This window comes from Nonomuraea sp. NPDC003707, from assembly GCF_053587055.1.
Window position 1 is genome coordinate 35,915 of the sequence record NZ_JBSFNK010000056.1, and the last position, 17,885, is coordinate 53,799.

17 protein-coding genes are annotated in these 17,885 nt (G+C 72.6%); 5 read left to right on the plus strand and 12 right to left on the minus strand.

Annotated features, from left to right (window positions below; translation table 11 throughout):
* Positions 1–195: 195 nt before the first annotated feature.
* Both ACWDRB_RS61715 and folE read right to left on the minus strand, forming a co-directional pair.
* Positions 196–1,413, minus strand: a complete 1,218-nt coding sequence (locus ACWDRB_RS61715; RefSeq protein WP_449911156.1) for an NAD(P)/FAD-dependent oxidoreductase — start codon at positions 1,411–1,413, stop codon at positions 196–198.
* 30 nt (positions 1,414–1,443) lie between these two features.
* The gene (gene folE, locus ACWDRB_RS61720; RefSeq protein WP_449911158.1) at positions 1,444–2,082 is read right to left on the minus strand and encodes a GTP cyclohydrolase I FolE; all 639 of its coding nucleotides are present in this window, start codon (positions 2,080–2,082) and stop codon (positions 1,444–1,446) included.
* A gap of 115 nt (positions 2,083–2,197) precedes the next feature.
* Here folE and ACWDRB_RS61725 point away from each other — a divergent pair, with 115 nt between their 5' ends.
* Positions 2,198–2,905, plus strand: coding sequence for a helix-turn-helix transcriptional regulator (locus ACWDRB_RS61725; RefSeq protein ID WP_449911160.1), 708 nt, complete (start codon positions 2,198–2,200; stop codon positions 2,903–2,905).
* Positions 2,906–2,936: 31 nt separating this feature from the next.
* On the opposite strand, the gene ACWDRB_RS61730 is transcribed toward ACWDRB_RS61725, so the two are convergent.
* The 6 genes from ACWDRB_RS61730 to ACWDRB_RS61755 all read right to left on the minus strand — a co-directional run bounded on the left by ACWDRB_RS61730 (position 2,937) and on the right by ACWDRB_RS61755 (position 8,280).
* Complete coding sequence (locus ACWDRB_RS61730; protein ID WP_449911162.1) at positions 2,937–3,743, minus strand: hypothetical protein; 807 nt, start codon at positions 3,741–3,743, stop codon at positions 2,937–2,939.
* A gap of 138 nt (positions 3,744–3,881) precedes the next feature.
* Complete coding sequence (locus ACWDRB_RS61735; RefSeq protein ID WP_355212112.1) at positions 3,882–4,538, minus strand: helix-turn-helix domain-containing protein; 657 nt, start codon at positions 4,536–4,538, stop codon at positions 3,882–3,884.
* Between the two features lie 134 nt (positions 4,539–4,672).
* Positions 4,673–5,461, minus strand: a complete 789-nt coding sequence (locus ACWDRB_RS61740) for an HAD family hydrolase (protein ID WP_449911164.1) — start codon at positions 5,459–5,461, stop codon at positions 4,673–4,675.
* 78 nt (positions 5,462–5,539) lie between these two features.
* Positions 5,540–6,661, minus strand: coding sequence for an esterase-like activity of phytase family protein (locus tag ACWDRB_RS61745; RefSeq protein ID WP_449911166.1), 1,122 nt, complete (start codon positions 6,659–6,661; stop codon positions 5,540–5,542).
* 144 nt (positions 6,662–6,805) lie between these two features.
* Positions 6,806–7,426: a TetR/AcrR family transcriptional regulator C-terminal domain-containing protein gene (locus tag ACWDRB_RS61750; protein ID WP_449911168.1), complete on the minus strand. Its 621-nt coding sequence runs from the start codon at positions 7,424–7,426 to the stop codon at positions 6,806–6,808.
* A 20-nt stretch (positions 7,427–7,446) separates the two neighbouring features.
* Entirely contained in the window at positions 7,447–8,280 is an 834-nt protein-coding gene (locus tag ACWDRB_RS61755; protein ID WP_449911170.1) for a putative protein N(5)-glutamine methyltransferase, read from the minus strand.
* 214 nt (positions 8,281–8,494) lie between these two features.
* Here ACWDRB_RS61755 and ACWDRB_RS61760 point away from each other — a divergent pair, with 214 nt between their 5' ends.
* Genes ACWDRB_RS61760 through ACWDRB_RS61770 form a run of 3 tightly spaced genes read left to right on the plus strand, consistent with a single transcriptional unit; the run spans position 8,495 to position 10,506 of the window.
* A complete protein-coding gene (locus ACWDRB_RS61760; protein ID WP_449911172.1) occupies positions 8,495–9,358 on the plus strand; it encodes an SMP-30/gluconolactonase/LRE family protein in 864 nt (287 codons plus the stop codon).
* Between the two features lie 58 nt (positions 9,359–9,416).
* Positions 9,417–10,016: a TetR/AcrR family transcriptional regulator gene (locus ACWDRB_RS61765; protein WP_449911173.1), complete on the plus strand. Its 600-nt coding sequence runs from the start codon at positions 9,417–9,419 to the stop codon at positions 10,014–10,016.
* Complete coding sequence (locus ACWDRB_RS61770) at positions 10,000–10,506, plus strand: FBP domain-containing protein (RefSeq protein WP_449911175.1); 507 nt, start codon at positions 10,000–10,002, stop codon at positions 10,504–10,506. The genes ACWDRB_RS61765 and ACWDRB_RS61770 overlap by 17 nt, the downstream gene beginning before the upstream one ends.
* 196 nt (positions 10,507–10,702) lie before the next feature.
* On the opposite strand, the gene ACWDRB_RS61775 is transcribed toward ACWDRB_RS61770, so the two are convergent.
* On the minus strand, positions 10,703–11,617 hold the full coding sequence (locus tag ACWDRB_RS61775) for a LysR family transcriptional regulator (RefSeq protein WP_449911177.1): 915 nt from the start codon (positions 11,615–11,617) through the stop codon (positions 10,703–10,705).
* A 78-nt stretch (positions 11,618–11,695) separates the two neighbouring features.
* Between ACWDRB_RS61775 and ACWDRB_RS61780 the strand changes: the two genes are divergently transcribed.
* Positions 11,696–12,517 (plus strand): isocitrate lyase/PEP mutase family protein, encoded by an 822-nt coding sequence (locus ACWDRB_RS61780; RefSeq protein WP_449911179.1) that lies wholly within the window; start codon positions 11,696–11,698, stop codon positions 12,515–12,517.
* 115 nt (positions 12,518–12,632) lie between these two features.
* Here ACWDRB_RS61780 and ACWDRB_RS61785 read toward each other — a convergent pair whose 3' ends face one another.
* The 3 genes from ACWDRB_RS61785 to ACWDRB_RS61795 form a co-directional block, all read right to left on the minus strand.
* Positions 12,633–12,992 (minus strand): hypothetical protein, encoded by a 360-nt coding sequence (locus ACWDRB_RS61785; protein ID WP_397374821.1) that lies wholly within the window; start codon positions 12,990–12,992, stop codon positions 12,633–12,635.
* Between the two features lie 178 nt (positions 12,993–13,170).
* Positions 13,171–14,895 (minus strand): hypothetical protein, encoded by a 1,725-nt coding sequence (locus ACWDRB_RS61790; protein ID WP_449911182.1) that lies wholly within the window; start codon positions 14,893–14,895, stop codon positions 13,171–13,173.
* A 1-nt stretch (position 14,896) separates the two neighbouring features.
* Positions 14,897–17,614 carry a hypothetical protein gene (locus tag ACWDRB_RS61795; RefSeq protein ID WP_449911184.1) on the minus strand — a complete coding sequence of 906 codons (2,718 nt, stop codon included), beginning with the start codon at positions 17,612–17,614 and terminating at the stop codon, positions 14,897–14,899.
* Positions 17,615–17,885: the final 271 nt, after the last annotated feature.

Here is a 17,885-nt window from a genome sequence, read left to right on the forward strand (position 1 = left end):
ACGGCCGGCACCCTGGAACGCCCCTCAGCCATGAGCCCCGGCACCTCGCGTTCGCGCGGGCCCGCACGCATCGTCATGAACGCCGAGGGGAGGTCGTCAAGAGCAAGTGGAAGTGGATCCTGCTGATCCTGGCTGTCGCCGTGGTCATCAACGTCCTGCTGACCGTGTGAGTCCGCGGGCGCTTGAACGCCGTGGTCAACTGATGAGCCGGCGCAGCGGGGTCGCGGAGTCGGCGAGTGCGGCGCGGTCGAGCGGGGAGGCGGCTCGGACGAGTGCCTTGAGCTCGTCGGATTGGTCCCAGATGTTGACGTTCATGGCCGCGATCACCGTGTCGTTCCGGAGCCAGAAGGCGAGGAACTCCCGCTCGGCCAGGTCCCCGCGGATCACGACGTCGTGGGCGAGGCCGGGCGGGACGTGGCCGACGTACTCCATGCCCAGGTCGTACTGGTCGGTGTAGAAGTAGGGCAGCTCGTCGTAGGCGGCCTGCCGGCCGAGCATGGCGCGGGCGGCCACGGCGGGCTGGTTGAGCGCGTTGGCCCAGTGCTCGACGCGGATGTGCCCGCCCAGGAGGGGGTGGTAGGCGTTGGCGACGTCGCCGGCGGCGAAGATGTCGGGATCGCCGGTGCGCAGGTCGGCTGTGGTGATGACGCCGTTGCCGACCGGCAGCCCCGCGGCGGCGGCCAGATCGGTCTCCGGGACGGCGCCGATGCCGGCCACCACGGCGTCCGCGTCGATGTGGGTGCCGTCGGCCAGCCGTACGCCGGCCTCGGTGACCGCGGCGAGGCGGGCGCCGAGCCGCAGGTCGACGCCGTGGTCACGGTGCAGGCCGGCGAAGACGGCGCCGATCTCGGGGCCGAGGACGCCGAGCAGCGGCTGCCGCTCCTGCTCCACCACGGTGACCTCGACGCCGGCTGCGCGGGCCGCGGCGGCGGTCTCCAGGCCGATCCAGCCGGCGCCGACGACGGCGATCCTGGTGGCGGCGGACAGCGTGGCACGCAGGCGGTCGGAGTCGTCGACGGTACGCAGGTAAAGCACGTTGTCGCGATCGTGGCCGGGGACGGTCAGGCGGCGCGGGCGCGCCCCGGTGGCCAGTAGCAGCTTGTCGTACCGGAGCCGCTCGCCGTCGGACAGGGTCACCTGATGAGCGGCCCGGTCGATCTCGGTGACCGTGACGCCGGTGCGCAGGTCGACGGCGTGGTCGCGGTACCAGGCCGCGTCGTGCACGAAGATCTTCTGTCGTTCGCCGCCGTCCTGCAGACAGGTCTTCGACAGCGGGGGCCGCTCGTAGGGCAGGTGCGGTTCCCGGCCGACCACGACGATCGCGCCGTCGAACCCTTCCTCGCGCAGGGCCTCGGCGGCCTTGGCCGCGGCCAGGCCGCCTCCGGCGATCACGAACGTGGCTGGTGCCGGCATCGTCAATCTCCTGTCTGCTTGTACGGGGGGTCAGCCGTGAGCTCCGGCCAGCGCGAAGAACTCCTGCCGGGAGCGCGGATCCTCGCGGAGCAGCCCCTGCAGGGCCGACGTCACCGTGCGGGACCCGCGGACCTGCACGCCGCGCATCGACATGCACAGGTGCTCGGCCTCGATCACCACGCCGACGCCCTTGGGGGCCAGGTGCTGCTGCAACCAGTCGGCCACCTGCTTGGTCAGCCGTTCCTGCACCTGCAGATCGCGGGCGAACAGTTCGACGACGCGGGCGAGCTTCGACAACCCCAGGATGCGGTCGCCGGGCAGGTAGCCCACGTGCGCCACGCCCTGGAACGGCAGCAGGTGGTGCTCGCACAGCGACTGCACCGGGATGTCGCGGGCCAGGACGAGCTCGTCGTACCCCTCCTCGTTGGGGAAGGTCGTCAGGTTGAACTCGCGCGGCGCCAGCAACTCGGCATAGGCGTGCGCGACCCGCTTCGGGGTGTCGGCCAGATGCTCGGACTCCGGGTCCCGGCCCAGCGCGATCAGCAGGTCGGTCACCGCCCGTTGCGCGGCCTCAAGATCCACATCGCCGCGTCCCCGGACCACCCGCAGGCGTCGCTGCTGGTGGTCCGGCGACGAACCACCGACCGGCTGCGCCACGGAGTCGCTCATGCCACCCGCCCACGATCCTCGGATGCGCAGCGCATCATGAACCCTCCTTCTATTGACAAGTTTCGCTAACATTAGAAGGTGCCCAGTGATTTAGTCAACAAGAATGGTTTTTAGAATGAGCGAGGTCGACGAGGCATGGCCGGCACGCGTCTCCGCCGTCGCGGCGCTGGACGAGCCGACGCGGCGCCGCTTGTATGAGTTCGTGGTGCGACAGCCCGCGCCGGTGAGCCGCGACCAGGCCGCCGACGCCGTGCAGGCGCCGCGCAACACGGTCTCGTTCCACCTGGACAAACTGGTGGCCGAAGGGCTGCTCGAAGCCGTCTACGAACGCCGCACCGGCCGCACCGGCCCCGGCGCCGGCCGCCCGGCCAAGCTCTACCGGCGCGCGCGCGGGCAGATCACGATCTCCCTACCGGACCGGCGCTACGAAACCGCCGCCCACCTGCTCGCCGACGCTCTCCAGGAAGCGCAGACCTCAGGAGAGCCACCAGGCGACGTGCTCGACCGGCGCGCCCGCGAACTGGGCAGAGAGCTCGGCCGCGAGGCTCGCCCCGCCGACCCCGCACCCGACCCCCGCGCCGCGGTCGTGCCGGCCCTGGAAGCCCTCGGATTCGAGCCCCGCACCGAGGGCGACGCCATCACCCTCGCCAACTGCCCCTTCCACAGCCTGGCCCGGCAGCACACCGAACTGGTCTGCGGCATGAACCTGTGCCTCCTCACCGGACTCCTCGAAGGCCTCGCCGCGACAGGCGTCACCGCCCGCCTGGAACCCGCCCCCGAACACTGCTGCGTCCGCCTCCACCCGACCGGCCAGACCGCCTGAGACCGGATCTCGCGGCGCGCCGGGCAGGGGTTCAGGAGGGGGCGACGTTCACGCCCGTCACCGCGAAGCGTTCGACGGTCGCCACGTGGCCGCCGGTGGATGCCACGACGGTCAGCGTCCGCCCCGGGGGCGCCTTGAAGGAGACCCGGGCCGACCACGGCGAGCCGGTCCCGCCGGCGCCCACGCAGCACGACTCCCCCATCGGGGTGGCCGAGCCGGGCCGGCGGACCTGGACCTTGACGCTCTCGTCCACGCCCGTGATCCGGCCGCCCACGGTCAGCGGGGACCGCACGGTGGCGCCGTAGCGGGGTCTGGTGAGCGAGAGCGAGGTGTCGTCCGTGCCCACCACCTCCCACGGCGCGTCCTCGCCCGAGCCGAACTTGACCAGGTGCACGACGGCCGCCACCAGCGGTCGCGGGCCCTCCTCGGCCTGGTAGGCGACGTGCACCCGCGCGTGGTCGCCCTGCCGGACGGACTTGGCGACCCGGTCGATCTCGGTGAAGCGGAGGAAGTCGCGGGTGAAGGCGAGCGCGGTGCGGCGGGCGTCGAGGTGCCACGCCTCGCGGCCGTCCCTGCGGTACGCCTCCCGCCACGCCATCGCCTCGCCGGGAGTGGAGAACGGCCACAGCGGCTGGTACCGGCCGGCGACCAGGCCCTCGCGAGGGGCCGGCGTCCCGGTGCCGGGAGGCGTGGTCGTAGGACTGCCCGGCGGGGTGGTCTCCTCGGGTGAGGCCGTCCCGGGGACCGAGCCCCGCGGGTCGCCCACGGCCCCGCAGCCGGCGGTCGCCACCGCGAGCACGATGAGCACCTGTAGGGCTGGCCCGGTGAAGCGTTTCATGCGGCACCTCCTGACAGTGGCGATCATGCCCGGCCGGCTACCGAAGTATCCCAGCCGACGGCCTCTGATCAGCAGCGAAACGACGGGCGCCAGTATCCCAGCCCACCGCCTCTGATCTGCGACGAAACGCCGGGGCCACTACATGCCGTGGATGCGCCGGCCCGCGATCTGGTGGGGGACGATGCGGATGTAGAGGCGGCGTTCGCCGCCCGCCCAGGGCGTGACGCCCGAGTCGGCCACCTCCTCCATCTCGTCCGCCGTCACGTGGTGGGCGGGCCCCTGCACCAGGACGCTCCACCCTTCGCGGTTGGCCTCGTCGATCTTGTCGACCTCGAACGCGATCTTGATGTCCACCCCTTCCAGCCCCGAACGCAGATCCTGGTCCATCGGGCCGCCGGACGCGGTGCGGAAGACGATCACGCCGTGGTGCAGCTTGTAGTTGACAGGCAACACGGTGGGCCCGCGCGAGCCGCTGAACGCCACCCGCCCGATCCCGCCCGGCGAGATCAGCCGCAGGCACTCCTCCGGGTCCAGCACCTCCATCGTCGGGTTGGCCATGGCGGGGCCGTGCCCGGGCGGGCGGTCCAGGCCGCCGCCCAGCAGCTCGTGCACCGTGGTCTGCAGCGCGTCCGCCAGGCGGTAGAGGGCCCCGGTGTCCGGCATATCGGGATTTTCCTCCAGGTATCTCAGGTAGCCCGCCGACATGGCCGCACGCTCGGCGACCTGCTCACGGGTCAGGCCGAGGCGTTCGCGGCAGTGGATGAGGCGGCGTCCGAGATCTCCGGTGCCAGTCATGATCGTTTCTCCTCGCGTGTGGCTACGGCGCGCGGTGCCGTTCACGCGTGCCTCGTGGTGGTCGGCGTCGACGAAGAGCCGGCCTCCGCGGTAGCGGAACGGCGGCGCGCGGCGCACGGGCCCGAGCGCGCCGTTCATGGCCGTCCCACCGGCACGCGGCCGGAGACGTCCGTGTCGGCCAGATCGGCGACCACGACGTCCGCCCCGGCGGCCAGCATCGCCCGGGCACCGGTCCCCGCGGCGGCCCGCGGCCCGTCCCCCGGCACCCCGGACCCGCTCCTGTCCACCCCGACGACCAGGCCGAACCCGCCCTTCCGCGCGGCCTCGACGCCCGGCAGCGCGTCCTCCACGATCGCCACCACCCCGGGAGGCAGCTCCAGGCGGCGCGCGGCCTCCAGGAACAGCGCGGGATCCGGCTTGCCGGGCAGCCCCAGCTCGGCGGCGTCCTCCCCGCCGACCACCACGTCGAACAGGTGCAGCAGGCCCGCCGACGACACCACCGCCCGGCAGTGCCTGCTGGCCGAGACGACGCCGGTGCGGCAGCCGCGCTGGCGCAGCTCGTGCAGCAATGCGACGGTGGAGGGGAAGGCGGCCACGCCGTGGTGCGCGATCGCCTCCACGAACAGCGCGTCCTTGGCCAGCCCCAGCCCGTGTACGGTCTCCGCCCCCGGCTCGTCCTGCGGGCCGCCCTCGGGGATCGAGATGCCGCGCGAGGCCAGGAACGTGCGCACCCCGTCCAGCCGGGGCCGCCCGTCCACGAAGGCCAGGTAGTCGGCGCGCACGTCGAACGGCGCGGAGCGGCCCCGCAGGAACGCGTCGAACACGTGCTTCCACGCGGCGGCGTGCACCCGCGCCGTGTCGGTGACCACCCCGTCGGTGTCGAAGACGACCGCCCGGAGCGTGGTCAGGTCGAAGGTGGCCATATCCAGCACGCTACCCACGCTCGCGGCGCCCAGCCGTGCCGCCTGACCAGGCACGACAGGCCCTCCGGGCCGGCGTCCTCACGGGCACCCCGTGGCGGCGAAGGCGAGGACCTGGGTCGTCTCGCCCTGGTCGAAGTTGTCGTCCGAGCCGATCACCAGCGTGCACGACCCGTCGGCCAGGCGCGGCCCCCAGGCCAGGCTCTCGAGGTTCTGGACCGGGGGCCGGAAGGAGCCGAGGTCGTAGACCAGCCGCTTGGTCACCGGCCGATATGGTCTGCCCTGCGCAAGGTCGTCCCTGGTCAGCACGTTCGTGGCGCCGCGCAGGTCGATCTCGTAGAGCTTGACCCGGTAGTTGACGCCCTGGATCCAGGACCGTTCCAGCGCGAGATAGCGGTCATCGTCGATGGCCAGGATCTCCGACACTCCGCTGTCGGCGTCCCCGTCGGGCGGGATCGGCGCGGTGGGCAGGGGGTCCAGCGGGTAGGCGTACTGGGCGCGCGCGATGCCCATGCGGTTCCACACGGTCAGGCGCGCGGGCGCGCCACGCGCCACCGAGGGAACGGGCCCGTCCTCGTGACGCGGGCCCTCGGTGACGGCGGTGATGCCGCTTTCCGTGACCGCCACCCCTTCGAAGCCGAAATTACGCCTGGGCCCTCTTTCGGTGTCCGTCAGCCGCAAATTCGGCGGCACCCGCAATTCGCCGGCATTACGCCCTTGAAGGTCGGTCGTGTGCACCGCGGCGGCGGAAATCGGAATGGCCTGATTGGCGCTGTCCGGCCGGTCCCCTTCGTCTCCCCATATCAGCCGCCCGCTCCACCGGTCGTACCTGATCGACTCGGGGTCGGCCGAGCCCGGCCGGCCGTACGCCGCGTACGGCGTGCCGTCGGCCCTGGTCAGCGTCCTGACCCCGGTCAGCCGCACGCCGACGAACTCCCCCGTGTCCCGGTCGAAGTCCAGTTGCCCGGTGTAGAAGCGGGCGGGGTTGTAGCGCCGGCGGTCGTCGGAGACGAAGTACCAGGTGCCGGTGCCGGGATCGCGGTCGATCCCCGACAGCCCGCCCACCGTGGTGTCCTCGAACTTCAGCAGGTGCGCCAGCCGCTGCTCCCCGAGGAAGCGCGTGATCCGCACGGGATCCCGCTGCGCCGCCGACGCCGGAGGGGCGGCGCTCGCCACCACCGTGAAAGCGACGGCGATTTGCATGATTCGCCGCGAACGAGCCATCTGACCCCCGTAATTCGATGCCGAACCGACGGAGAAAATGAAAGCGCGGATCAGAGGCGAAGTCCACGGACAAATAACAGCACGCCGCCCATCAAAAGGGGCAAATCACTTCAAGAAAGCCGTTCAGGCGTCCCGCAAAGAGACGGCCACGCCGTCGAGGAGGAGCCGCAGCCCGTGCGCGAACGCCTCCTCGCTCGTGGGGGCCCCACCCTCGCGCACGCCCGCGACCGTGAGGGGGTAGTCGGCGTACGCGTCCAGGTCCCGGGCCTGGCCCCGCTCCCGGCGTTCGCGCTGGGCCTGCTCGTTGAGCACGAAGCCGAGGGTGTAGTGGCTGACGGACCCGATGGCGTGCAGGCCCTGGCCGGGCGTGAACCCCAGCCCGACCAGGGTCTTCAGCTCCTCCTCGAACCCCCGCGCCACGCTCGCGCCCGGGTCGCTCCCGGTGACCAGCCGCGCCCCGTCACGGTGGCTCAGCAGCGTGCGCCGGTAGCGGTGGGCGCGCCGGGTCAGCCACTCCCGCCAGGTCTCGCCCTCGCCGGGGCCGCCCATCTCGGGGGCGAGCAGCTCGCGCGCCATCTCGTCCAGCAGTTCCTGCTTGTTGCGGAAGTGCCAGTAGAGGGCCGGGTTCTGCACGCCGAGGCGGGCGGCGAGGCGGCGTACCGACAGCCCGTCCAGGCCCACCTCGTCGAGCAGTTCCAGCGCGGCGCGCACGACCGTGTCCCGCGCCAGTCCCTTCTGTACCATCGCGGGACACCTTAACATCGCTAAGGGCGCGTCCCGATCACTGCGGTGGCGTCCAGTTCGTGCGAGCTCGCCACCCGGGCGGCCAGTCCCGCCCGGGCGACGGCCTCGGCGGTGGCGGCGGCCTGCCGCTCGCTGGTCTCGACCAGGAGGTGGCCGCCGGGCGCGAGCCAGCGCGGCGCGCCCGCGATCACCCGCCGCACGACGTCGAGCCCGTCGCCGCCGCCGTCGAGGGCCACGAGCGGCTCGTGCAGCCGGGCCTCGGGGGGCAGCAGATCGATGGAGGACGAGGGCACGTACGGGGGGCTCGCGATCAGGATGTCCACCCGGCCCAGCAGCGAGGCGGGCAAGGGCTCGTACAGGTCGCCCTGGTAGACCTGGCCCGCGAGCGCGCCGCCCGACAGGAGGGGCACGGCGGCGAGGTTGCGGCGGGCGCACCGCACGGCGGCGGGGTCGAGGTCGGCGGCGTGCAGCTCGGCCTCCCCCAGCCCCGCGGCCAGCGCCGCCCCCGCCGCGCCGCTGCCGCAGCACAGGTCGAGGAGGACCGGCGGACCCGCGACGCGGCGGGCCAGCGCGACGGCCTGGCCGATGAGGAACTCGGTGCGCGGCCTGGGCACGAACACCCCCGGCTCCACGGCCATCCGCAGGCCGCAGAACTCCGCCCAGCCGAGGACGTGCTGGAGGGGTTCGCCGGCGACGCGGCGCTCCACCATCATGGCGAGCTCCGCGGGGGTGCGGGCGGTGGAGACGAGCAGCTCGGCCTCGTCCTCGGCGAACACGCAGCCGGCGGCGCGCAGCCTGGCGACGACGGCGGGGGTGGGGACGGCTGAAGGGACAGATGACGAAAAAACCGACATGAGAGCCTTTCGGGATGCCGATGGGCGCTCCCGTGGTCACCTAATCCTGATCATGGGGAGGGAGCACCCGGCCTGCAACAGCGTTGATGGGTCTCACCTCCTAGGGACGATCTGGCCGTGAGCGTACCAGAGCTTTCTCGCGGCGCCCGAGGCGGGATCTCCGGCTCCCGATAGGGTCTGGATCACGAACCCCGCGACCTCCTGGGAGAGCGTCATGAGCATCGCCGCGTACACCGTGACCGACCCCGTGGCCGAGCACGGCGAGGGGCCCGTGTGGTCGAGCCGGTGGGGCGGGCTGCGGTGGGTGGACATGCTGGCCGGCGACGTGCTGGCGCTCGACCCGCAGGGCGGGGTGCGCCGCCGCCACGTGGGCAAGGTGGCCGCCGCGCTGCGGCCGCGCACGTCGGGCGGCTACGTGGTCGCGGGCGAGCGCGAGCTGCTGCTGGCCGACGGCGACGATCTGGACGCCCCGCTGCGCTCCCTGGGCGAGGCGTGGAGCGACCCCGGGGTCCGCATGAACGACGGCGGCTGCGACCCCGACGGCCGCTTCTACATCGGCAGCATGGCCTACGACGAGACCTCGGGGGGCGGGTCGTTCTACGTGGCCGGGCCCGGCGGCGACCTGCGGGTGGTGCTGCCGGAGGTGACGATCTCGAACGGGTTCGACTTCAGCCCGGACGGCTCCCTGGCCTACTACGCCGACACCACGACCGGCCGGGTGGACGTGCTCGACTACGACCCGGAGAGCGGGCTGAGCGGGCGCCGCCCGTTCGCGGTCATCGACCCGGAGCAAGGGGCTCCCGACGGGCTGACCGTCGACGCCGAGGGCGGGGTCTGGGTGGCGCTGTGGGAGGGCGCGGCCGTGCGCCGCTACGACGCGAGCGGCCGGCTCGACGCCGTCGTCAGCCTGCCGGTACGGAGGGTCACGGCGGTGACGTTCGGCGGCGAGGGCCTCGACCGGCTGTTCATCACCACCTCCGCGCTCGGCGTGGACCGGGCCGAGCAGCCGGACGCGGGCGCCGTCTTCGCCGCCGACCCCGGCGTCCAGGGACGGCCGGTCCTCCTCACTACCCTGTGAGGTGCTAACCTAAGCCATCTAGGAAGATAACTAGACGGCTTAGGTTCAGGAGGTGGCCATGGCCCGTGCCGGGCTGACGGCGGACCGGGTGACCGAGGCGGCCGCGGAGCTGGCCGACGAGGTCGGGTTCGACAACATCACCGTGTCCGCGCTGGCACGCCGGTTCGGGGTGGCGGACGCGAGCCTGTACTCGCACGTCAAGAACCTCAAGGACCTGCGGGTCCGGGTGGCGATCCTGGCCGCCCGCGACCTGGCCGACCGGCTCGCCGACGCGACGGCGGGGCGGGCGGGCAAGGAGTCGCTGGCCGGGTTCGCCGGTGCGTGGCGCGAGTTCGCGCGGACCCGTCCCGGCCGTTACCAGGCCACCCAGATGCCCCTGGACGCGGCCGTGGTGGCCGAGTCCGCGGGGCATCTGCGGATCATGTCCATCACGTACGCGCACCTGAGCGCGTACGGGCTGCCGGAGCCGGACCTGACCGACGCCATCCGCCTGCTGCGCAGCACGTACCAGGGGTTCTTCAGCCTGGAGGCGAGCGCCGGGTTCAACCACCCGCGCGACCTCCAGGACACCTGGACGAAGATCCTCGACGTGCTCGACGTCGCGCTGAGGCACTGGCCGAGCAACCCCCAAGGAAACGATCATGAATCCCCTCACTGAGAACGACATCCGCGCGTCCTTCGTCAACTGCTCCAAGGGCGAGACCCGCCGGCTCGGCCTCCCGCGCGACCTGTCCGAGTCCCCCTGGACCGACCTCGACTTCCTGGGCTGGCGTGACCCGGGGGCGCCCGAGCGGGCGTACCTGGTGGCCGAGCGCGACGGCCGGGCGGTCGGTGTGGCGCTGCGCCTGGCGCAGGAGGTACGCAGGAGCTTCACGAAGTCCACGCTGTGCTCGGTCTGCGTGACGCCGCACTCGGGCACCGGGGTGGCGCTGTTCACCGCCCCCAGGACCGGGGCGGCGGGCCGCCAGGGCAACACGGTCGGCGCCTACATGTGCGCGGACCTGGCCTGCTCCCTCTACGTCCGCGACAAGAAGCGGACGGAGCTGGGCACCCGGTTCGAGTCGCTCACCGTGGCGGAGCGGATCGTGCGTGCCGCCGCCAACCTGGACGGGTTCCTCGAGCGGGTGCTCGACGGCAACCTGAAGTGACGTGGGCTTTGTGACGGCGGTCTGAGGTGACGCGGCTTGGCGGGGGCGACGCCCAGCGCGCGTCCGTGGACGGGAAGGGCCGTCCGCGGCGCCGTCCCGGCGCTCTGTGAGGCGCCGGTGCGGGCGTCGCCCATGGCTTGGACAGCGTTTGCCCGCCCGGCGGTTCCATCGAAACGCCGGCGGACCCGCATCCGCGTCAACCCAGCAGCTCAGGCGTGTGATCCTTGAGCGTGTCCAGGAAGGCGGCCGCCAGCCGGCTCCGGTGGCCGCGCCTCCTCCGTACGGCGACCACGGGCAGGCCCGCGTCCATGCTCTCCACCTCGATCGCCCGCAGGCTGCCGATGCGCAGCTCCTCGCGGACGCTGCCGGTGGGCATGAGCGCGACGCCCAGCCCGGCCTCGACCAGCCTGCGCTGCGCGGTGAGGCTGTCGATTCTGGTGATCGCGGGGTCGGCCAGCCCGGACGCGAGCAGGAGTCGTTCGAGAAGGTGGCCGAAGGAGTCGGACTGGCCCCGCTCGGGCGGGAAGCCGAGCCACCGTTCCCCCCGGAACTCCCGCAGGTCGGGCAGGCGGCGGGCGGTGACCGGGTGCGAGGCGGGCACCACGACCAGGAGCTTCTCCACGCCCAGCGGGATCGACTCCAGCTTGGGGTCGGCGTCGGAGAAGTAGCGAAGGCCCAGGGACGCCTCGCCGCCGCGTACGAGCGCGCTCACCTCGCGGCTGGTCGCGGTGCGCAGCTCGACCGAGGCGTCGGGGAACTCCGCCTCGAAGGCGCGCAGCGCCCGGACGATGTGCGAGTCGGCCAGGGTGCCGACGATGGCCAGGCTGAGGGCCTGCGCCTCGGCGGGCTCCCGCGACAGGTCCCGTACGGCCCGCTCGCCGTCGCGCATCGCGGCGAGGGCCGCCTCGGCGTACGGCAGCAGCGCCCGTCCCGCCTCGGTGAGCACCACCCGGCGACCGGCCCGCTCGAACAGCGCCGCGCCCAGCGAGCGCTCCAGCTCCCTGATCCGGCGGCTGATCGCGGGCTGGGACCGGTCGAGCCTCCTGGACGCCTCCGTGAATCCGCCTGACTGGGCGATGCACACGAACGCCTCAAGCTCCTCCACTGTCACGACCCATCAGTATTCCTGATGTCAAATGTCAGATCTATGCATTTGACGGATCGCAAGGGCGGCGACGACAGTGGGCTCATGACCGATCAGGTGACCAGGGCCACCCGGTTCCGGGCTCTCCACGAGCGGCCGGAGCCCTTCCTGCTGCCCAACCCGTGGGACGCCGGAACGGCGCGGCTGCTGGCCGGCCTCGGCTTCGAGGCGATCGCCACCACGAGCCTCGGCGTGGCCAACATGCTCGGCCGCACCCGGGCGAGCCGGCAGGACGTCCTCGACAACTGCCGCCTCATCAGCGAGGCGACGCCCCTGCCCGTGAACGCCGACCTCGAGAACGGCTTCGCCGACGAGCCCGCCGAGGCGGCCAGGATGATCGAGGACGCCTGCGCGTACGGCGCCGTCGGAGCGTCCATCGAGGACGCGACGGGCGACCCCCGGACGCCGATCTACGACTTCGGGCTCGCCGTCGAGCGGATCCACGCGGCCGTCGAGGTCACCCGCGGCCTGCCCGTCCCGCTCGTCCTGACCGCCAGGGCCGAGAACCTCCTGTACGGCGTCGCCGACCTGGACGACACGATCAGGCGGTTGCAGGCGTTCGAGGCGGCGGGCGCCGACGTCCTGTACGCGCCGGGTCTGCGCACGCTCGACCAGATGCGCGCGGTCGTCTCCTCCGTCGGCAGGCCGGTCAACGTCGTGATGGGCTTCGCCGACCCCTCGATCACGCTGGAGCAGCTCGCCGAGATCGGCGTGCGCCGGGTGAGCATCGGAGGCGCGCTCTCCCGGCTCGCCCTGCGGTCATTCCTGGACGGAGCCCGGCAGATGCGGGCGGGCCGGTTCGGGTTCGTCACCGAGATGGCCTCGATCTCCGAGCTCCACGAGGCATTCGCCCCGCCGCCCGAGTAGATCGCCGCGACCCGAGCGCCGTCACCCGAGCTCCCCGAGCACCGCCGCCCGAATAGACCGCCGCCGCCCGAGCTTCCCGAGAACCGTCGCCCGAACAGGTCACCGATGCGCGGGCTCACCGGGAGAGCAGCCACCGCCAGCGTGGCAGCTCCAGCACCGCGGTGACCACGGCCAGCACCGACACCGCCACGGCCACGACGACGGGCCAGGCGATCCACGCCGCTGCCACCGCGGCCACGAGCTGCAGCAGGACCAGCGCGATCGTCACCGGCCCCGGCACCGCGATGATCACGTTCCGTTTGTCACCCGGCGTCGAGAACAGCGTGGGCAGGCCGATCAGCACGACGACCGACAGCACGGCCAGCGGCACGGAGTACGGGGCGAGGGCCCACGGGGTCGCGACCCAGGCGATCAGCTCGGTGGCGAACCGGAACGCGGAGGCGACGCGGTCGTCCGGGCGCGGGGTGGAGGGCATGCGCGCAATCTACCGGGTGCGCCCCGCGTGATCCGCGGCGGCCTCCGACGTGCGCGCGGCCGGTCTCCACCCGGTCTTCGGCCTCGGGGACGTGCTCGTGGCCGCGTTCCGCCGCCTGGCCGCCCAGAACCGGATGAAGGCCCGCCATCTCATCCTCCACTCGGATGCCGGCCTCCGATCAGGGGGCCATCGTGGCCTCCATGAAGCTGATCGAGCCGGGGTCCCGGGGATCGCCGTGGATCTCCTCGCCCGCGAAGACCACGAACTGGTGCCACCAGCCGCTCAGCTGCCCGGCCGGGAACTTGGCGGCCGTCCAGGGCTTGGCGTCGGCGAAGACGTACTCGGCCCAGGGGTTGGCCGGGTTCGGCGGGGCGGCGAAGTAGGCGGAACCGGCCTTGGGCCAGACGACGGCCTGGCCGCCCTGCCCGCGCACGGCCGCGAGGAATTCGGCCGGCGGCGGGTGGCCCATCGCGTACGGGCTCCACACGATGCGTGCCTGCAGCCCCGGGCGGCGCGCCGCGGCGCGGGCCTTGGCGGTGTCCAGGAGGCGGGCCTGGCCGCGGTCGTCGAAGCGTACGGTGTCGAAGACCAGCGCCCGGGCCACACCGGCGCGGTTGCCGGGGTCGTTCAGCAGCTCCCACAGCGCGTGGCCCCCGCTGCTGTACGCGCCGACCCACGTGTCCTGGGCCACCCGCAGCGTCCCCGTGGCGGACGCGGCCGCGCCGGGCTGGGGCGGCTGCGGCGGGGCGATCTCGCCCGCCTCCAGCAGCTGCTGGCCGGGCCCGCCGAACCCGCCCCTGGTCCACAGCAGCCGGATCGCGGCCGACAGGCGTGCGGTGTTGCCCGGCCCGACGTTGCCGCCGTAGCAGGAGCCGGGGCTGTTCTTCTCCGGCACCGGCAGCAGCAGCACCCGCAGGGAGCGGGTCTCGAACACGAGCTTGGGCGCGGTCCTGTCCAGGGCGTAGTCCATGCCGCACGGCAGGAACGAGTAGGCGTTGAGGGGGTGGTCGGCGTCGGGGCTGTGGTCGATGAGCTGGTGCCAGTCGGGCAGCCCGGTGATCTTGGCCTTGCCGGTCCTGGTGTGGCCCTGGAGCAGGTAGCGGCAGAGGTTGCGCAGGCCGGTGGTGGCGTGGGCAGGGGCGGTGAGCACGTCCGGCCAGGTGGCGGGGTAGGCGTAGGCGCTCCCGATGGGCCGCAGGAACAGGTAACCGCCGACCGAGGTCTCCCCGGGCAGCTCGCGTACGGGCGGCAGGCTCGCGAACCACAGCATGGGCGTGGCGCGGGTGTTGAGCAGCACCCGCAGCCGCTCGGGCCGGTCGTTGCAGGTCGGCTCCAGGTACCAGGGGTTGAAGCCCTCCTCGTGGTTGTTCCGGCACACCCGGAAGTGCAGGGCCCACCACAGGTTGGTGGCGTCCAGGAACTCGGTGTCGATCTCGGGGGTGTCCTTGGCCGCCATGCGCAGCAGCGGATGGCGGCCGAAGAAGGAGCGCACCATGCCGCTCGGCCGCGTGCTCGGCACCTCCTGCAGCACTTCGCCGCCTCCGCCGCGCCGCCTGAGCTGCACGGCGAAGCGGTCAATCCGGTAGGCGTCCGGCACGAGCACCCCCGGCCTGGCCACGGTCAGCCGCTGGACCACGGACAGCGCCTCCTCGTCCTGGCCGCCGGCCCGCAGCCGCACGGAGAAGGTCAGCCGCAGCCCCGCCGCCGTGTCGGGGACGGTGAAGGCGGCCGACACCTCCCCCGGCGCCCCCGCCGGCGGGCACGGGTGACCGGCCGACGGATCGGCCCAGCGCGCCAGCTCGGCGGCGTCGAGCGCCTGCAGCTCCACCCGCACCGCGCCGCGCAGCAGGGGGTGGGCGGCCTCGCCGGGCCGCCGCCACCTGACGGTCGTCGTGAAGGCCATGTCAGAGCTGCTGCCCGGTCTTGGGGTCGTACCGGACCTCCACCGCCACCACCTGGTCGGTCGGCAGGACCTCCACCCACTGGTCGAACACCTCGTACGGCGCCGCCGGCCGGAACCCGCCCTCCAGCGGGTCGAACCCGGTCTCGAAGACCTCCTCGGTGGCCAGCGTCCTGGTGATGTCGGTGTTGGCCGCCTGGAGCTCGGCCGCGAGGAGTTCGAGGACCTGGCCCACCGTCTTGTTCTGGTAGGCGGGCGGGTCACCCGGCTGCACCGGGTACGGCAGCCCGAGCCCTGCCTCGCCCTCGACGTGCGCCTGGGCCAGCCATCTGAGCGCCTCCACCTCGTGCCCCGGCCGCACCGGCAGGACCGCCTTGGCCCAGGCCGCGTTGAGGAACTCGTTGCGCCGCTCGTCGCCGTCCTCCTGGATCAGCCAGCCGAGCGAGCTGCCCAGCGGGGCGGGCTGGGTCTCCTCGGTGACCAGGTAGTTGACCCGCCATTCCGGCACGGTGTGCAGCTGCTCGTCCAGGGCGTTGCTCGCGTCGGTGTGGGCGTACCAGGTGAGCACGGTCTGCCCGCCGAGCACGCCGGGATTCTCCATGTCCCAGGGCAGCGGCGGGACCGGATATTTGCCGACGCTGCCCTGGCTCGGCGGGGGCACGTCGATGGGCCGCCAGTAGTCGGGGGCGACGAAGTACAGCATCTCGTCCACGTCGAAGATCTGCCGGATCAGCTCGGAGCCGAGGTGGTCGTCGTCGAAGAGCCGCAACTGGCGGATCAGGTGGGCGTAGACCGTCTGGCGCTCCTCGTCGCGCAGGTCCTGCGAGGGCCGCGGGCGGATGCCGCTGACCAGCCGCAGCCGGTCGCGCACGGCGTGCCCGTACGCCTCGTGCTGGAGCGCGGCCACCCGGCGGTCGTAGGCGGTCTGGGCTGCCTGGTTGGCGACGTCCACGGCGTGCTTGGCCTCGGGCGTCGGCTCGTAGACCATGATCGCGTCGAACGGCATGAACTTGCGGCCCTCGAAGTTGGCGTACGTGAGCCGGACCTTCAGCACGTTGGCCGCGGGGTCGGGGTTGACGCCGAGGTCGGCGGCGTCGGTGGTGAACCTGACCTGCGCGCCGTGGAAGTCGAGCATGCCGATCTTCTTGAGCGTGGTCCCCGGCGGCGGGGGCGGCAGCGGGAAGTCGAAGCGGAACTCGATGATGTCGTTCGTGCCCACGTCGGGGCGGAAGATGCCGTGGTTGATGTTCTCGTTGGAGGTCTGGTAGGTGTTCTCCGCCTCGTCGTCGGCGCCCTGGTAGAGCACGAACGGCACGGCCAGGTGGTAGGTGACCTGCTGCTCCGCCGGATACGGCCTGACCTCGGGCTTGGGGACCGCGGTCAGGTCGGGGGCGGTGACGACGTGCACCAGCTCGCCGAGGCCGAGCGAGCGGCCGGGCGCGTCGAGGTAGACCTGCCAGCTCAGCCGCGCCCCGATGTGCTGCACCTGGACGCCGATCTTGCGCATCTTGCGCCGCAGCTCGTAGTTGACCAGCTCGTTCGTGGTGTTCTGGACGACGTAGCGGCGGTTGGAGGTGTCGGTGGTCTCGGTGACCGTCTTGAACGTCGTCTTGAAGTTCCGCTTGATCTCGCTGGTGGTCTTGGAGCTCTGCGTGCGGGTGTGCTTGTGCGTCTGCTCCGACGAGCGCTTGACGGTGGTCTGCATCGAGAAGCTGGCGCTGGCGTCGGCGTGGTAGACGCCGGCGTCGACGCCGCCGCTGGCGGTCACGCCGAGGTTGGTGTCGTTGGCGTTGTCCTCCTTGACGGCGTCGGCGAGGTCGTCCTGGTCGGTCAGGCTCTCCTCGACCTTGCGCGAGGTCTCCTCCGCCTGCTCGGCGGTCCGCTCGACCAGCGTGCGCCGGGTGCTGCTCTCGACCACCTCGACCATGCCGCCGGGGCTGATCCACAGGTGGCCGACGGGGCCGCCCAGGAAGGTGTCGAACTCGAAGAAGTACTCCCTGAACAGGTTGACCAGCCCGACCGGCGACAGCACACCCTGCGCGAGCGCGTCGAAGCGCTCGGCTAGCGCCGCCAGCCTTTCGTCGTCCAGCGCGCGGGCGGCCTGCCCGGCGAACGCGCCGCCGCCGAGGCGGGCCAGCCGCTCGTCGGCGAGCGCCCGGACGGCCCGCAGGGATCCGTTCTGGCCGAACCATCCGGCCAGCGGCTGGTAGACGCCGAACAGCTCGCTGGCGTACGGCAGGGTGCCGGTGAAGTCGTCGGGCGGTCGCCCGTTGAACACCGGCGCGCCGACCATGGGCGCGGTCATGACCTGCAGGGGCTGCGCCGTGGTGCCCGCCCCGGCCAGGAAGGGCACCGCGGCGAGCGACTGCCCCAGCGGCGCCTTGGCCATGAGCACCTCGTACGAGGACTCGGCCGACGGCGCGACGAACGAGATCGTCTGGGGCCCCGGCGAGGTGATCTGCCGGCCCGCGTACACGCGGCTGGAGGTGGCGTCCCGCAGCACGAAGGTGCCTTCGAGCTGCGGCACGCCCGGATATTGCTCGGGGCCGCGCACGTCCGCCCGGCGCGGCAGGCCGATGGCGATGCGCTGGCCCGGCGTGAGATCCCCCTGCCCGCCCGGCCCCGGGTTGTTCGTGTCCACCCGGTAGGACCAGATGCTGTATCCGATGCCGGCGGTGGGCCCGGGGATCGCGGCCCGGCCGGCGAAGGTGACTATCAGCACTGAACACCACTCCCTCGTACGAAGACCCCTCGCTGACCAGGGTCAGGGCGGGCCGGGCGCGGCGCATGAGTATGGCCTACTCAACGTGCGCCCGCAGAAGCGGAATGTCACCTCCGGAGGGAGGGCTCGGGCTAGAAGTCCATGTCGCCGCCCGGCATGGCCGGAGCGGCGGCGTGCTTCTCGGGCTTCTCGGCGATGACGGCCTCGGTGGTGAGGAAGAGCGCCGCGATGGAAGCGGCGTTCTGCAGCGCCGAGCGCGTCACCTTGGCCG